The following is a 16,347-nucleotide window of genomic DNA, read 5'->3' as shown; positions in this document are numbered from 1 at the left end:
CTAAGGCAGCTCGTGGCCGCGGCCGATATTGACGATCACCTGGCGCAGATGCGGCTTGCGCGCCAGCAGCGCGCGGCGATAGGCGACCAGGCCGTCGAGCAGCGCGCCGTTGCGCGCCAGCAGGCGGTCGGCGAACTCGACGATGCGCGTGTTGGGCCAGGCGTGTGGACGCAGATCGAGGATCCTCAGGAACGCCTCGGTCTCGCGGCCGGGATTGAACTGCGCCATCAGCACCGCTGCCGAGGCCGTCGAGCGCGAGATGCCGGCGTGGCAATGCACCAGCAGATGCCGCGCGCGCTCGCCGGCCTCGCGCATGCGCTCGCCCAGCGCGAGGATGCGGCGCACGTCGGCCTCGCTGCAGGCGACGAAGCCCGGGAACTCGGCGACGACATCGTCGAAGCGCACCAGCTCGTGGTCGATCTCGCCATAGCTGCCCAGCGCCTCGGGCAGCACATGCTGCGTGTCGATCAGCGACAGCACATGGCTGACGCCGCTGCCGCCGTGCTGCGGCAGATCGGGAATGCCGCAGATGGTGACCTTGAACGGGGTGAGTTCGGACATGCGCCGTCCTTAGCCAGCGCGGCGCGGCCTGTCCACCGTCACGGCTCCGCGATGCGGTAGACTTCCGCATGGTAGGTCGAGCCGTCGAGGCGCTCGCCCTTGATGCCGTCGCGCAGCAGCATGTAGCCGTCACTGCCGGGCGTGATCGTGGCGATCGCCTCGGGACCACCGTCGTCCTTCATGGGCAGCGGACCGAGCCGGTCGATCGTGTCGACCTCGAGGACATTGGCGACCGGGCCGCGCGCGCCCATCGCGTTCCAGGCGTTGCGCCAGCAGAACAGTTCCGACTCCGTCTGCCTGGTCATCGTCGGACCGGCAAGGATCAGCAGATCGTCGCCGCGCCATTCCAGGTCGCGCACACCGAAGCCCTGCAGGTTCAGCAGGTGGAAGCGCGGCGCGCCCTCCAGCTTCAGCCTCCGCCTGTTGTGATCGCGGATCTCGACCTCGATGACGACCGCGAAGCCGTCGATCACCGGTCCGCGCAGGCCGACCAGGGCCACCACCTTCGACGCATCCTCGCCGCGGCGGCGGACGACCAGGCCCTCGACGTCAAGGCCGTTCTCCTTCGTGCTGGCCATCGTGTAGGGCGTGAACCAGCCGATGCTTCCGGCGACCTTCTCTGGGATCGTCAGGTGCGCCAGCGCCGAGGCTTCGCGCACGAAGCCGCCGGCGCTGGGCGGCGCCTCGCGCAGTGCCGACAGGAAGCGGGTCGTCCAGGTGCCGCCGATCGGGCTGATGCGCAGGTGACGGCCCGAACCTTCGACATGCGCGCCCTGTTCGTCGACCTCGATGCAGCCGAACAGCAGGCGGTTGCGCTGGCGTCTCAGGCCCAGCCGCCTGAGGTCGCTGCCCGGCGGCTCGTCATGGCCCATCGCGTGCGAGCCGATCAGCCACAGGCGCACGGTTCTGCCGTCGCGCGTGTCGACGGCCAGCGCCTCGAGATCGAACTCCTTCCTGTCGACCTCGCCATCCTGCAGCTTGAAGAGATCGGCGATGCCGATCGCCGTGCAGGTGCCGTAGCGTCGCGGCGCATCGCGCGTCAGGCGCAGCAGGTGCCTGCCTTCGTCATTGGCGAGATAGAGATGCTCGCCGATGAACGCGGCGCCGGACAGGTTCTGGATCGCGGTCCTCTTCCCGGCATGCTTGCCGAGATCGAGCGCGATGGACTCCGCCAGAGGCGACAGATTGTCGAGCAAGCGCGGCTCCGCCTTTCGCGTGCGACGGTTATGCCTTCTGCAACGCGCAAAGAAAATGGGCGCTCGTCTGACGGAAAGACGAGCGCCCAAGGGGGTGTGTCGCCCACCGGTCGGCCCGTTGGGGCAGAACCGCCGATGTGCACGACCACCATGCCAACAAATCCTGATTGAACGCTGACGAGGCGCATGACGATTGCGATTCGCACTGCTGTGGAAAAATCGTCTCAGAAAAGACCGCGCGAAAGATATGCGCCGACGCCGAACATCACGGCGAGGAACAACTTGCGAAACGCTTCAGGCGACACTGCGCGACGCAATCTTTGTCCAAGCCAAACGCCGAGAAATGTCGGTGCAGTGGCTACCAAAGTGCCGACGCCGTTGGTGATCGTGAATGCACCAGCATCCGCGAGTGCGATCATCAACGCGGCCGTGAACACCACGAAGAGAATGCCCAGCGCCTGAATCAACTCGTCGCGCGTGAGCGACAGCGACTGCATGTAGGGCAGGAACGGCACCGCTGCCATGCCGGTCACGCCGCCGACGAGTCCCGTCGCCACGCCGCTCAGCGGGTTGGCCCACCATTCGTGTCGTGGCGACACATATGGCCGCCACGCGACGAAGGCGGTTAACGAAAAAATCACGAGGATCACGCCGAGCAGTCCGACCGACAGCGGCGAGCCCAGGCTGCGCAGAGTCAGCGCGGAAACGAAGATGCCGATGGTGATCGCGATACCCATGACCCAGAAGCGACGCAGCATTGTGCGGAAATGGCCGCCCCAGAACGCCTGCCAGACATTCGTCGCCAGGGTCGGCACCGTCAGCAGTGCCAGCGCATCGCTCATCGGCAGCACCAGCGTCGTCAGCGCGACGGCGGTGGGCGGCAGTCCCATGCCAGCGGTGCCTTTGACCACGCCGGCAAGAAGAAACGCACCGACCACGATGGCAAAAAACGTCAGATCCATCGTGCCTGTCCGCTGCCCTCGATGGCCTTCGTCGCGCAGCGCCGCCACGCCATCAGGAACAGGGCGAGGCTGGCAAGCGGCATGATCTGCAATCCGGTGTGCTCCGCCAGATTGGGCGCGATCGCCGGCACGAGCCAGGCGATCGGCAGGATGGCCCGCATGCCCGGCATCCAGCCATTGCGAAATCCGTCGACCAGCAGCGCGCCGATCGGCAGCACGATGACCGCGAGGTCGTAGTCGAAGAGATAGGGCGAGACCAGCGGCACCGTCGCCGCCGCCATGGCGATGCGCGGCAGCTCCTCGCCACCGCGTCGCCAGGCGCGAACCGCCAGCGCCATCACGCCCAGCGCGACGATGCCGTGCAGCGCATAGGCGAGTGCCACCGGCGCGCCGAGCTTGCGCACGAGGGAGTAGACGCTGGCGATCTTGTCGAGCGGCCCGCCTTCGCCCTCGAGCACCATGCGCGCGTCGCCACCCTGCTCGATGAAGGCGCGCCAGACATCGAGACCGAGCACCGCCGCCGACGCGGCACAGAGCGCCGCGACCGACAGTGCCGCGCCGCCGACGGCGCGCCACTGCCCGCCGGCGATCAGCAGCAGGCCGACCGAGATGCCGAGCTGCGGCTTGTAGCAGAGCGCGCCGATCGCCATGCCGGCGAGCAGCGGCCGGTGCCTGAGCGACAGCAGGCCGATGCCGAGCAACGCGGCGCTCAGCAGGCCGTTCTGGCCGTGCAGCACGTTGAGATAGACCGCCGAGCATCCCAGCGCCGCCCAGAAGGCCGGCGTGTCGCCGAAGGCGATGCGCCAGACCGCGACGTGCAGCGCGAACAGCACGGCGGCCCACACGATGTACGCCCAGACATAGGGCAGGCCGGCGAGCGGCTTCAGCACCATCTGGAAGACCGGCGGATAGGCGTACATCAGCGCGTAGGTCGCCTGCGGCAGCGCGCGCTTCTCCGCCTCGGTGATCGTCGCCATGTCGTATGCCGCCTGCGGCCGGCCCTCGCGCGCCAGCGTGCCGGCGGCGTAGAAGGCGATGAAGTCGCCGCCGAAGCCGCGATTGGGCGACAGCATCATGTCGCGCATCGACGCCAGGGTGGCGATGAAGGCGAGCAGGAAGGCGATGGCGATCGCCTTGGCGAACAGCGCGACGCGCGCCTCGGTGAACAGGTTGGTCATGCCGCGCGCAGTCTCTGCCATGTCAGCAGCCACGCCGCCAGCAGCACGATCGGCTGCAGCTGGACGTGCGTCGCCTCGGCGACATAGGACAGCACCGCCGGCGCCAGCCACAGCACGACGATCGCCGGCCGCATGCCCGGCCGCCAGCCACGGGCGAAGCCGTCGCGCAGCAGCAGGCCCAGCGCCAGTGCGGTCACGGCGAGGTCGTAGTCGAAGAGATAGGGCGAGACGAGCAGCGCGGTCAGCACGGCCAGCGCGACCTTCAGCTCGAACAGGCCGGGCCGCCGCCACGCCAGCATCGTCATCGCCAGGACGGCTGCCGCCACCGCGCCGTGCACGATGTAGGCGAGTCCGAGGCCGCCGCCCGCCAGCCGCACCGTGGCGAACATCGAGGCCATCTTGTGCCAGGGCACGGCGCCGCCTTCGAGCACCGCGCGCGCCGTTGCGGCGTTGGCGAGGAAGGCCTGCCAGGTGTCGATACCGAACAGCAGGGCGGAGAAGCCGCACAGCGCGATCGCCGACAGCACCGCGCCAAAGGCGGCGCGCCAATGTCCGCCGGCGAGCAGCAGCAGGCCCAGCGGCAGGCCCAGATGCGGCTTGTAGCACAGCGCACCGATCAGCAAGCCGGCCAGCAGCGGCTTGCGCTCGAGCAGCAGCAGGCCGCCGGCGGCGAGCGCGGCGGTCATCAGCCCGTTCTGGCCGTGCAGCGCGTTGACGTAGACGGCCGAGGCGCCGATCGCCAGCCAGAATGGCGCCGGGTCGCGGAACGCGGCGCGAAAGGTCGCGGCATAGATCGCCAGCCACGCGGCGAGCCACAGGCCGTAGGCCCAGAGATACGGCACCAGCGCCAGCGGCAGCACGACGAGCTGGAACGGCGGCGGGTAGTGCCAGAGATAGACGTCCTGGGCCTTGGGCAGCGCCTTGCGCTCGGCGGCGATGATCGCGGCTTCGTCGTAGGCCGAGGCGGGCCGGCCCGACAGCGCCAGATCGGACGCCGCCCAGAAGGTGACGAAGTCGGCGCCCACGGCGCGGCCGGAGGAAAAGACCAGGTCGCGCGACTGGGTGAGCAGCGCGGCAAAGGCGATCGCGAAGCCCAGCGCGGCGAATTTCGCCACGCGCGCCACGCGTTCTTCCGTGAACAGGTCCCCGATTCTCACGCGCGCGAAGTGTGGGCGCGAACCTTGCAGGAGGCAAGCCGCGCGGAAGTATCGCGCATTCCTGTCATTCCGAGCGCAGCGAGGAATCTTTCGCTAGATTGAGAGGGACTGAAAGGATTCCTCGCTGCGCTCGGAATGACAGCAGCAGCCAAACCAGGAGGGGACGGGCATGAAGATCGGCTTCATCGGCGTGGGCAACATGGGCGGGCCCATGTGCCGCAACATCATCAAGAAGACCAACCACACGGTCACCGTGTTCGACCTCAACCCGGCCAGCGTCAAGGCCTGCACCGATCTCGGCGCGAGCGCCGGCAAGAGCATCGCCGAGATCGCCGCGTCCAACGAGGTGATCATGACCTCGCTGCCGATGCCCAAGGATGTCGAGGCGGTGGCCGTGGGGCCGGGCGGCATCCTCGAGAACGCCAGGCCGGGCACGGTCTATTTCGATCTCAGCACCAATGCGCTGACCAACGTGCGCGCCATCGCGGCGAAGCTGAAGGAGAAGGGCATCGTCATGCTCGACGCGCCGGTCAGCGGCGGCGTGGTTGGCGCCGAGGCCGGCACCATCGCCATCATGGTCGGCGGCGACAAGGCGGCGTTCGACGCGCACCTGCCGATGCTGCAATCGTTCGGCGCCAACGTGCTGCACATGGGCGAGCTGGGCACCGGTACCATCGCCAAGCTGGTCAACAACATGATGGCCTTCTGCAACATGGCGGCGGCGGCCGAGGGCATGATGCTGGGCGAGATGGCCGGCATCGATCCGGCCAAGCTGCAGCAGGTGATCTCCAACAGCAGCGGCAATTCCAACGCCTACCGCATGTTCTCGGACCGCGTGATGAAGGGCAACTTCAAGGCCTCCTTCGCGCTCGACCTCGCCTACAAGGACATGCACCTCGCGCTCGAGCTCTCCGACCAGCTCGGCGCGCCCACGCCGCTCGCCGCCGCCACGCACAACCTGATGCGGCTGGCGCGCGGCATGGGGCTGGGTCCGTCGGACACCGCCTCGATGATGCGGGTCTACGAGACCTCGCTGAAGCGCGAGGTGCGGATCTGACATGCATTGTCGTCCTGAGCGGAGCGAAGGACCTTGCGGTGGTGCGAGCCGACACCACGCTTGCGTCTGGTCGCGATACCGCAAGGTCCTTCGCTTCGCTCAGGACGACAGGTTGAGATGAGCGATATCCGCTCCGCATTGGAGGCGCAGGACGGCCTGCCCGTCCCGCGCCGCTACTGGGCGGTCGCCACCATCACCCTGGGCCTGTCGCTGTCGGTGCTGAGCACCGCGATCGCCAACGTCGCGCTGCCGGCGATGGGCCGGGATCTCGGCGTCGATCCCGCGACCTCGATCTGGATCGTCACCGCCTACCAGATCGCGGTCACGGTGGCGCTGCTGCCGCTGTCGTCGCTGGGCGACATCGTCGGCTACACGCGGGTCTATCGCGGCGGCATCGCGATCTTCCTGCTGGCCTCGCTGGCCTGCGCGCTGGCCGATTCGCTGCAGACCTTGGTGATCGCGCGCGTGTTCCAGGGGCTGGGCGCCGCCGGCATCATGGCGGTCAACGCCGCGCTGGTGCGCTTCACCTACCCGCGCGCGCAGCTCGGTCGCGGCATGGGCGTGAACACGCTGATCGTCGCCGGCTCCTCGGCGTCGGGACCGAGCATCGCCGCGGCGATCCTCGCAGTAGCACCCTGGCCATGGCTGTTCGCCTTCAACCTGCCGATCGGGCTCGCGGCCCTGGTTCTGTCGATCTGGACCCTGCCGCGCGTGCGCGTGCCGCGCTATCCCTTCGACTGGCCCAGCGCCTTCCTCAGCGGCCTGACCTTCGGCCTGCTGATCTTCGGCGTCGACGGCGTCGGTCACGGCCAGCCCCTGCCGGTGGTGCTGGGCGTGGTGGCGGCGGCGCTGGTCTTCGGCTGGCTGTTCCTGCGCCGGCAGAAGGTGCTGACGACGCCGATGCTGCCGATCGACCTGTTCCGTCGTCCGGTCTTCGCGCTCTCGGTGCTGTCCTCCTCGATCGCCTTCACGGCGCAGGGCTGCGGCGTGGTGGCGCTGCCCTTCTACCTGCACGACGTGCTGGGCCGTTCGCAGGTCGACACCGGCCTGCTGATGACGCCGTGGCCGGCCGGCCTCGCGCTCACCGCGCCGATCGCCGGACGCCTGGCGGACCGCCATCCCGCCGGCCTGCTGGGCGCGATCGGGCTCAGCTGCATGTGCAGCGGGCTGGTGTCGCTGGCGCTGCTGCCCGACGATCCTTCGGGCTGGAACATCGCCTGGCGCACGGCGCTGTGCGGCATCGGCTTCGCGCTGTTCCAGACGCCCAACAACCGGCTGATGGTCTCCAACATCCCGCGCGAGCGCAGCGGCAGCGCCGGCGGCATCATGTCGACGGCGCGGCTGATGGGCCAGACCTTCGGCGCGGCGATCGTCGCCATGGTCTTCGGCCTGGTCGCCGCGCCCGCGACGGCGCCGACGGTCGCGATCCTGATCGGCGCCGGCTTCGCCATCCTCGGCATCGCCACGTCGGGGTTGCGCCTCTCACGCCGGGCGCGCAAGGAACCGCTGTAAGCACCTGCCGGGACCGGCACCGGAGGAGTCCTGTGCTCGTACGGTGCCGGCACAGGATGGAAAGGAAGGGAAGGGAAAGGAAGGGGAAAGGAAAGGAAAGGTATTCCGCCGGAGGCGGACGCGTCGTTGCGCGTCGGGCGCTGACGCTGGGGCGCCTCAAGACACAGGCAGCGATGGCGTTGACGTGCTGTAGACTGCGGGCGCAGGCTCCAGCCCAACGAACCTGGAGGAATGCCGATGGCCGGCGACGTCGAGTCCCTGACCCAAGAGAAAGCCACGCGCTCGCCCGTCGTCGAGACCGCATGCGGCAAGGTGCAGGGCCTGACGCGGCACGGCGTGCACGTCTTCAAGGGCATTCCCTACGGTGCCTCGACCGCGGGCACCAACCGCTTCCGCCCGGCGCGCAAGCCGGAGCCGTGGAGCGGCGTGCGCGAGGCGATCAACTATGCCGGCCGCTCGCCGCAGGCGGCCGCCGCGCCGCAACGGCCTGAGCTGGCCACGGTGTGGGGACCGGTCGACACGCTGCCAGTGGGCGAAGACTGCCTGACGCTGCATGTCTGGACGCCGGGCTGCGATGACGCCAGGCGGCCGGTCATGGTCTGGCTGCACGGCGGCGCGTTCTCCTACGGCTCGGCCAACTCGCCGCGCTACGACAGCGTCAACCTGGCGCGGCGCCAGGACGTGGTCGTGGTCGCGGTCAACCATCGCCTCAACATCTTCGGCCATCTCGACCTGTCGCAGATCGGCGGCGAGCGCTTCGCGCAATCCGGCAATCTCGGCGTGCTCGATCTCGTCGAGGCGCTGAAATGGGTGCGCGAGCACGCGGCACGTTTCGGTGGCGACCCGGGCAACGTCACCATCTTCGGCCAGTCCGGCGGCGGCGGCAAAGTCAGCGCGCTGCTGGCGATGCCCGACGCCAGGCGCCTGTTCCACAAGGCCATCGTGCAGAGCGGCAGCAGCGTGCGCTTCGCCGAGCGCGAGCGGACCAACCGCCTGGCCGAGGCGGTGCTGAAATCCTTCGCCCTGGGCAAGGACGGCATCGCCGCGCTGCAGTCGACGCCGATCGACAAGATGCTCGACGCGGTCGCCACGGCGCAGCGCAGCCTGCCCAGGCCGCGCTATCCGCTGCTCGACCGCTACAATTTCGGCCCGGTGATCGACGGCACGGTGCTGCCGCAGCACCCGTTCTTCCCCAACGCACCATCGATTTCCGACGACATCCCGCTGATGGTCGGTGACACCAAGGACGAATCGGCGATCTTCCTGGCGCCCGACAACGCGGTGTGGAACCGCGCCATCACCGAGGACGATCTGCGCGAGCGCATCTCGGCCGTCGCCGGCAGCCAGACCGACGCGGTACTGGCCTACTACAAGAAGCGCGATCCCGAGGCGAGCCCGAGCGATCGGCTGATCACGGCGCTGACGGCGTCGAATTTCGGCGTGCGCACCATCATGCAGGCCGAGGCCAAGGCGCTGCGCGGCAAGGCGCCGGTGTGGACCTATCGGCTCGACTGGCAGACGCCGGCCCATGGCGGCAAGCTCAAGGCGCCGCATTCGGTCGACGTGCCGTTCGTCTTCGACACGCTGCACGTCATCGGCGAGCAGCACCACAAGCCGGGCGCCCAGGCGCTGGCCGACAGGGTCTCGAAGACCTGGGCGACCTTCGCGCGCACCGGCAATCCGTCGAACGACTCGATCCCGGCGTGGCCGGCCTACGACACCGGGACGCGCGCGACGATGGTGTTCGACGGCGAATGCCGCGTGGTGAACGATCCCGACGCCGAGGCGCGACCGCTGTGGCGCAAGGCGGCGATCGGCTGACGGCGATGGCGCGGCAGATCCGCCTCAACGCCTTCTCGATGAACACGCCCGGCCATCTGGCGCCGGGCCTGTGGCGTCATCCCGACAACCGCACGGACCGCTACACCGATCTCGAATACTGGACCGGGCTGGCGAAGCTGCTGGAGCGCGGCAGGTTCGACGGCGTCTTCCTGGCCGACGTGCTGGGCGTCTACGACGTCTATGGCGGCACCACCGACCACGCCTTGCGCCATGCCGCGCAGGTGCCGTGCAACGATCCGCTGCTGATCATTCCGCCGATGGCGATGGTCACCGAGCATCTCAGCTTCGGCGTGACCTGCTCGACGGCGTTCGAGCATCCCTATCCCTTCGCGCGGCGCATGAGCACGCTCGATCATCTGACCAAGGGCCGCGCCGGCTGGAACGTGGTGACCTCCTATCTCGAGAGCGGCGCCAAGAACACCGGGCACGCGACGCAGAACGTGCACGACGATCGCTACGACATCGCCGACGAGTACATGGAGGTCTGCTACAAATTGTGGGAGGGCAGCTGGGAAGACGGCGCCAGTGTCCGTGACCGCCGCTCCGGCGTCTACGCCGACCCGGCGAAGGTTCATCCCATTGCCCACGCCGGCCGGCACTACAGCGTGCCCGGCTTCCACATCGCCGAACCCTCGCCGCAGCGCACGCCGGTGATCTACCAGGCCGGCGCCTCGTCGCGCGGCCGGCAGTTCGCGGCGCGGCACGCCGAATGCGTCTTCGTCGGCGCGGCGACGATTCCGATCCTGAAATCCTACACCACGCGCCTGCGCGAGCTGGTGGCGGCGGAAGGCCGCGATCCGCGTGACGTGCTGGTCTTCAACATGCAGACCGTGATCCTGGGCGAGACCGACGCGGAGGCCGAGCGCAAGGCGCAGTCCTACAAGGAGTTCTTCAGCTACGACGGCGCGCTGACCCTGCTGTCGGGCTGGACCGGCATCGACCTCGGCAAGTACCGGCCCGAGGAACCTCTGCGCTACGTCAAGACCAATGCCGGCCAGTCGGCGATCGAGGGCTTCAGCACGGCCGACCCGGCGCGCACCTGGACGATCCGCGAGCTGGCGGAGTGGTGCGCGGTGGGCGGACGCGGACCGGTGCTGGTGGGCTCGCCCGCGACCATCGCCGACCAATTGCAGGCATGGCTCGAGGATGGCGATTGCGACGGCTTCAACCTGTCCTACGCGATCGCGCCGGGCGATTTCGAAGACGTCGTCGAGCTCTTGATTCCCGAGCTGCAGAAGCGCGGCGTCTACAAGCGCGACTACTCAGCCGGAACGATGCGCGAGAAGTTGTTCGGCCAGGGCCCGCGACTGAAGGCGACGCACGTCGGCAGCACGTACCGCGACCTGTCGAAGTTGAACAAAGCGGCGGAATGACCAGGCTGTCATCCCGAGCGCAGCGGGGGATCTGGATGTCTCGCTGCGCTCGACATGACAGGGCAGTGGAGGAAACGTCATGGACTTCAAGGACAAGGTCGCGCTGATCACCGGTGGCGGCAACGGCATCGGCAAGGCCGCGGCGATGGCCTTCGCCGGGCGCGGTGCGAAGGTCGTGGTCGTCGATCGCGACGGTGCGGCGGCCGAGGCGGTGGCCGGCGCGATCCGCCAGCAGGGCGGCGACGCCAGGGCGGTGACCGCCGACGTCACCAGGTCGGCCGACGTGCAGGCCTATGTGAAGGCGACGCTCGACGCCCATGGCAGGATCGACTGCTTCTTCAACAACGCCGGCATCGAGGGCAAGGTCGCGCCGACCGCCGACTACGACGAGGCGATGTTCGACCAGATCATGGGCGTCAACGTGAAGGGCGTCTTCCTCGGCCTGCGCCACGTGCTGCCTGTCATGCTCAAGCAGAAGAGCGGCGCGGTCGTGAACACCGCGTCGGTCGCCGGCATCATCGGAACGCCGGGCATGTCGGCCTATGTCGCCTCCAAGCACGCGGTGATCGGCCTGACCAAGACGGCGTCGGGCGAGGTGGCGCGCGCGGGCGTGCGCATCAACGCGGTGTGCCCGGGCCCGGTCGAGACACGCATGATAGAATCGCTGGCGCAGCAGCTGCGGCCGCACGATCCCGGCAGTGTCGAGAAGACCTACCAGACGGTGATCCCCACGGGGCGCTACACCAGGCCGCAGGAGATCGCCGACGTCGTGCTGTTCCTGTGCTCCGACCTCGCCAGCAACATCACCGGCGCGCAATGGGTGGTTGACGGCGGCCGCACCGCGGTGGGCGGCGCGGTCACGCAGGCGATCTCGAACTGAGCTTCCACGATCATTACCTTCCCCCGGAGGGGGAAGGTGGCGCGGAGCGACGGATGGGGGATGTTGAAGACGGACTCCTGCGTTCGTCTTCAACATCCCCCTTCCGCCCTTCGGGCACCTTCCCCCTCCGGGGGAAGGGAAGTTTACTCCGCCGCCACCGGGCGGCGCGTGCTGGCCGGCTTGTCGGCGTTGAGGTGCTGGATGCGGGGGAAGACCTCGCGCGCGAACAGGCGGATGTTGTCGGCGGTGTCCCTGTGGTCGAGGAAGCCGCCCTGGCCGAAGAACAGCAGATGGCCGACGCCGCCCATGCGTCTGTTGAAGTCGGTGATCTGCTGCACGACGTCGTCGGGCGTGCCGGCGAAGACCGTGTCGGTTTCCATGAACTGCTGCACCGTGGCCTTGGTCGCATCGACCGGATTGCCGGCGCGGTCCTTGACGAAGCCGCCCTTGCCCGGGCCGGCCTTCAGCATGGCGACGTTGGCGCCCAGCGAATTGTAGCCCGGCGGGTTGGTGAACGGCTCGGCCACCACGGGCGCGGTGCGCACGTAGCCCGCGATCAGGTCGGCGCGGCGCAGGCCTTCCTCCCGGGTGTGGCCCACGCCGATGCAGACGGCATAGGCGAAGCGGTCCGGACCGGCGGTCCAGCCCAGCTCCTGCGCGCGCTGGCGATAGGCGTCGTACATCGGCTTGGCGACGCCGCCGCTGAGCAGCGTGCCGACGACATGGCCGCGCTCGGCGGCGAGGCGGCCGGTCTCGACGCTCAAGCCCGTCATCCATACCGGCGGCGTCGGAAGCTGGATCGGTCGCGGCCAGATGTTGACGTTGCGGTAGTGGAAGAACTCGCCCTCCCAGTTGAACGGGCCATCCGTCGTGCTGAGCGCCTTGAGGATCAGGTCGTGCGCTTCCCAGTAGCGCCGCATCAGCCGTGCCGGATTGCTGTTGGCCGGCGCGATCTCGTACGGCGCGCCCTTCACCAGCCCCATCTCAAGCCGGCCGCCCGAGAGCACATCGAGCCACGCCATCTCCTCGGCCACCCGCACCGGGTCGGGCCGGTTGGCGATCGGCGAGCCGAGCGACAGCAGGCGTGCCTTCTTCGTCTCGCGCGCGATCACCGCCAGCGCCATCGGCGCGGAGATGGTCATGCAGGTCGCCGTGCTGTGGTGCTCGTTGATCATGATGTCGAGGCCGACCTCGTCGCACAGCGCGAACTCGTCGAGGTAGCGGTTGAGCAGGCCGTGCGCGATCTGCGGATCGACGTTGCTGCTGGGCAGCACGACGCGCAGCGAGCCGCGCTTCAGGCCCTCGTCCCAGGCCGGATGATAGGCCATCTCCGAGAAGTACCAGACGCGCATGGTGTCCTCCTCTTGGTCAGGCGAAACTGGCGACGCGATCGGCGAAGGCCTGCGGCTGCTCCCAGTGCGGGAAGTGGCCGGCATCGGCGATCGTCTCGAGCTTTGCGCCGGGGACCGCATCGCGCCACCTGGCGCCGGTCTCCGGCTTCACGATGCGGTCCTGGTCGCCCCACAGGATCAACGTCGGGATATCGATGCGGTGCAGCCAGTGCTTGAGCTTGGGATTGTGCATGTAGGGTTTCCAGCCGAACAGCGCGAAGGCCTCGCGGCCGCGCACGATGCCGGCGATCTCGGTTTCCGGCAGCTTCGTGAAATCGACGGCACCACGCGCCGGAGCGGCCCAGGCCAGACCGTCGAGCTCGCTCTTCGCCATGCCGTGCATGTCGGCGATGTCGCGATCGTGCAGCCCGCCGAACTTCACGCCCAGCGGCGCGGCGAGCACCAGCCTGCCGAAGCGCCGCGAGTCGCGCACCGCCATCTCGGCCGCGATCCAGCCGCCGAAGCAATTGCCGACCAGCACCGCGTCCTTCAGGTCGAGCTGCCTGGCGAGATCGAGATAGAGATAGGCGAGATCGTCGACGCTCGACATCCAGTCCGGCAGCGCCGAGCGGCCCCATCCGGGATGCACCGGCGCAATGACGCGAAAGCGCTGCGCCAGCGCGTCGAGCCATGGCCGCTGCGGCCACAGCCCTTCGCCGGCATGCAGGAAGAGCAGCGGCCGTCCCCGGCCGCGCTCCACGATGTCGAGATCGACGCCTGATACGCTCTGCATGCTGGGTACCGACTATCGCGGAACCTCTGTCACCCCGAGCGCAGCGAGGGGTCTTTGAGGCCGCAGGAAGGATTCCCCGCTGCGCTCGGAATGACGGAGGGGCTAGTCGATCACCGCCTGGTAGCTGAGCACGCGCAGCTCGCGGCGGATCGGGTAGGCGGAGGACGGCATCGCCTGCGTCATCAGCAGCACGATCATCTCCTCCGCCGGATCGACCCAGAACGCTGTGCTGGCGGCGCCGCCCCAGGCGTATTCGCCCGGCGTGCCGAGGATCTGCGCCTTGGCCGGATCGAGCATGACCGAGAAGCCCAGGCCGAAGCCGACGCCCTCGTAGCTCGACTCGCTGAAGCGCGGCTGGCCCATGTCGGCCATGTCGCCGCGCAGGTGGTTGGCGGTCATCAGCTCGACCGTCTTGCGGCCCAGCAGGCGCACGCCCTCGAGCTCGCCCTTGTTGAGCATCATCTGGCAGAAGCGCATGTAGTCGGCGGCGGTCGAGCACAGCCCGCCGCCACCCGAGACGATGTCGCGCTTCACCGCGAAGCTGCTCTTCTGCGGATCGTCGATCAGCTTCAGCGAGCCGTCGGCCTCGACGTTGTAGTTCGCGGCCAGCCGGCCGAGCTTGTCCTGCGGTACCCAGAATGCCGTGTCCACCATCCCCAGCGGCTTGATGATGCGCTCGGCCAGGAAGTCGTCGAAGCGCTGGCCGGAGAGCACCTGCACCAGGTAGCCCAGCACGTCGGTGGCGTTGCTGTAATTCCACTCCGCGCCGGGCTGGGCGATCAGCGGAATCTCGGCCAGGCGCGCGCACATCTCCTCGAGGCTGACCTTGGCGGTCTGGAAGTCGATGCCGACCTTGCGATAGACGGCGTCGACCGTGTTGGCCTCCATGAAGCCGTAGGTGATGCCCGAGGTGTGGGTCAGCAGGTCGCGGAAGGTGATCTCGCGATTGGCCGGCACGGTGTCGATCTTGCCGCGCATGCCGCCGGCGGCGACGCGCGGGTTCCTGAACATCGGCGCGTACTTGCTGATCGGGTCGTCGAGCTGGAAGCGGCCTTCCTCGTACAGCATCATGATCGCCACCGAGGTCAGCGGCTTGGTCATCGAGTAGATGCGGAAGATGGTGTCCGCCGCCATCCTGGTGCCGCGCGCGATGTCGCTCAGCCCGGTGACGTGGTGATGGGCGATCTTGCCGCGCCGCGCCACGACCGTGGTCAGGCCGGCGAGCTTCTTGCTCGCCACCAGGGCGTCGGCCCAGCCCTCGATGAGCTTCAGCCGCTTGGCGGAAAGGCCGGTGTCCTCGGGGGCGATGCCGCTGGCGATGTTCATGATGTAGATCCTTTTCGTTCGATCTTTACCTTCCCCCGGAGGGGGAAGGTGGCGCGAAGCGCCGGATGGGGGATGCCTCAACGCACACGGTGTCCGTCTTCGACATCCCCCATCCGCCCTTCGGGCACCTTCCCCCTCCGGGGGAAGGTAGGAGCTGGTCGACCAGCCTAGCGTTCCACGCCCGCCGGCCGGCGTCGAGGCCGCCGGTTCGCAAGGCAGATTTGTGCCGGCCGTGTTTGTTCCGGCTGACGTCGGATGGTTCACTGCCGCCCACGCGCCGAGAGAGCGCACCGGAGGGTCGCCCGCATGCCCATCACCGTCCGCAGGATCCATCCGCTGTTCGGCGCCGAGATCTCCGGCGTCGATATCCGCGAGCCGGTCTCGGCGCGCGATTTCGGCGAGATCCGCGCCGCCTTCGAGGAGCACTCCGTGCTGGTGTTCCGCGACATGCCGATGGACGACGAGAAGCAGATCCGCTTCAGCGAGATGTTCGGCCCGCTGGAGATCGCCGGCAAGGCCAACCCCGGCGTCGGCACGCCTTTCGCGCGCCAGTCCAATCTCGACATCAAGAGCGGCGCGGTGATCCCGCCCGAGGATCGCCGCATGATCTACCAGCTCGCCAACTACTTCTGGCACTCCGACAGCTCCTTCAAGAGCGTTCCCTCGCTGTGCTCGCTGCTGACGGCGCGCATCGTGCCGCCGGAGGGCGGCGACACCGAGTTCTGCAGCATGCGCGCGGCCTACGATTCGCTCTCCGACGAGATGAAGGCGAAGATCGAGCCGCTGGTCGTCGAGCATTCCCTGATCCATTCGCGCGGCCTGGTCGACGACTCGGTGCTGACCGAGGAGATGCGCGCGGAGCTGCCGGGCGCGAAGCAGCGCATGTGGCGCATCAACCCGATCAACGGGCGCAAGGCGCTCTACATCGGCGCGCACGCTTCGCACGTCGTCGGCTGGCCGCTCGAGGAGGGCCGGGCGCTGCTCGACGAGCTGACGCGGACAGCGCTGAAGCCGGAGTTCTGTTTCGCCCACAAATGGCGCGAGGGCGACAGCGTGCTGTGGGACAACCGCGCGGTGGTGCATCGCGCCACGAAGTACGACACGGTGAAGCACAAGCGGCTGATGCAGCGCACGACCATCGGCGGCGATCAGCCGACCGTGCCGCAATAAGCAAGGGAG

At 68.4% G+C, this 16,347-nt stretch carries 14 protein-coding genes; 6 read left to right on the top strand and 8 right to left on the bottom strand.

The features are described from left to right. The 5 genes from KF889_14255 to KF889_14235 all read right to left on the bottom strand — a co-directional run bounded on the left by KF889_14255 (position 1) and on the right by KF889_14235 (position 5,021). The gene (locus KF889_14255) at positions 1-561 is read right to left on the bottom strand and encodes a protein-tyrosine-phosphatase (GenBank protein MBX3500607.1); all 561 of its coding nucleotides are present in this window, start codon (positions 559-561) and stop codon (positions 1-3) included. A gap of 38 nt (positions 562-599) precedes the next feature. Beyond that, entirely contained in the window at positions 600-1,757 is a 1,158-nt protein-coding gene (locus KF889_14250; protein ID MBX3500606.1) for a DUF3616 domain-containing protein, read from the bottom strand. A gap of 224 nt (positions 1,758-1,981) precedes the next feature. Then, positions 1,982-2,719: a sulfite exporter TauE/SafE family protein gene (locus KF889_14245; GenBank protein ID MBX3500605.1), complete on the bottom strand. Its 738-nt coding sequence runs from the start codon at positions 2,717-2,719 to the stop codon at positions 1,982-1,984. Beyond that, the gene (locus KF889_14240) at positions 2,710-3,918 is read right to left on the bottom strand and encodes a DUF2029 domain-containing protein (GenBank protein ID MBX3500604.1); all 1,209 of its coding nucleotides are present in this window, start codon (positions 3,916-3,918) and stop codon (positions 2,710-2,712) included. Before KF889_14240 ends, KF889_14245 begins: the two co-directional genes overlap by 10 nt. Next, positions 3,894-5,021, bottom strand: a complete 1,128-nt coding sequence (locus KF889_14235) for a DUF2029 domain-containing protein (protein MBX3500603.1) — start codon at positions 5,019-5,021, stop codon at positions 3,894-3,896. Before KF889_14235 ends, KF889_14240 begins: the two co-directional genes overlap by 25 nt. A gap of 202 nt (positions 5,022-5,223) precedes the next feature. Here KF889_14235 and KF889_14230 point away from each other — a divergent pair, with 202 nt between their 5' ends. From KF889_14230 to KF889_14210, 5 genes are all read left to right on the top strand, one after another. Beyond that, a complete protein-coding gene (locus KF889_14230; GenBank protein MBX3500602.1) occupies positions 5,224-6,111 on the top strand; it encodes an NAD(P)-dependent oxidoreductase in 888 nt (295 codons plus the stop codon). A 138-nt stretch (positions 6,112-6,249) separates the two neighbouring features. After that, entirely contained in the window at positions 6,250-7,623 is a 1,374-nt protein-coding gene (locus KF889_14225) for an MFS transporter (protein ID MBX3500601.1), read from the top strand. A gap of 237 nt (positions 7,624-7,860) precedes the next feature. Continuing rightward, positions 7,861-9,444: a carboxylesterase/lipase family protein gene (locus KF889_14220; protein ID MBX3500600.1), complete on the top strand. Its 1,584-nt coding sequence runs from the start codon at positions 7,861-7,863 to the stop codon at positions 9,442-9,444. A 5-nt stretch (positions 9,445-9,449) separates the two neighbouring features. Next, positions 9,450-10,838 carry an LLM class flavin-dependent oxidoreductase gene (locus KF889_14215; protein MBX3500599.1) on the top strand — a complete coding sequence of 463 codons (1,389 nt, stop codon included), beginning with the start codon at positions 9,450-9,452 and terminating at the stop codon, positions 10,836-10,838. Between the two features lie 79 nt (positions 10,839-10,917). Beyond that, positions 10,918-11,718 carry a glucose 1-dehydrogenase gene (locus KF889_14210; GenBank protein MBX3500598.1) on the top strand — a complete coding sequence of 267 codons (801 nt, stop codon included), beginning with the start codon at positions 10,918-10,920 and terminating at the stop codon, positions 11,716-11,718. 143 nt (positions 11,719-11,861) lie between these two features. On the opposite strand, the gene KF889_14205 is transcribed toward KF889_14210, so the two are convergent. The 3 genes from KF889_14205 to KF889_14195 all read right to left on the bottom strand — a co-directional run bounded on the left by KF889_14205 (position 11,862) and on the right by KF889_14195 (position 15,168). Continuing rightward, entirely contained in the window at positions 11,862-13,070 is a 1,209-nt protein-coding gene (locus KF889_14205; GenBank protein ID MBX3500597.1) for an LLM class flavin-dependent oxidoreductase, read from the bottom strand. A 16-nt stretch (positions 13,071-13,086) separates the two neighbouring features. Then, complete coding sequence (locus KF889_14200) at positions 13,087-13,842, bottom strand: alpha/beta hydrolase (protein ID MBX3500596.1); 756 nt, start codon at positions 13,840-13,842, stop codon at positions 13,087-13,089. A 102-nt stretch (positions 13,843-13,944) separates the two neighbouring features. After that, a complete protein-coding gene (locus tag KF889_14195) occupies positions 13,945-15,168 on the bottom strand; it encodes a beta-lactamase family protein (GenBank protein MBX3500595.1) in 1,224 nt (407 codons plus the stop codon). Positions 15,169-15,474: 306 nt separating this feature from the next. Here KF889_14195 and KF889_14190 point away from each other — a divergent pair, with 306 nt between their 5' ends. Then, positions 15,475-16,338, top strand: coding sequence for a TauD/TfdA family dioxygenase (locus KF889_14190; protein MBX3500594.1), 864 nt, complete (start codon positions 15,475-15,477; stop codon positions 16,336-16,338). The last annotated feature ends 9 nt before the right edge of the window (positions 16,339-16,347 follow it).

This window comes from Alphaproteobacteria bacterium, from assembly GCA_019635875.1.
In the GTDB taxonomy this organism is placed as follows: Bacteria; Pseudomonadota; Alphaproteobacteria; order Reyranellales; family Reyranellaceae; genus JAFAZJ01.
Note: the sequence above shows the minus strand (reverse complement) of the source record. Positions and strands in the feature narration are given on the sequence as shown.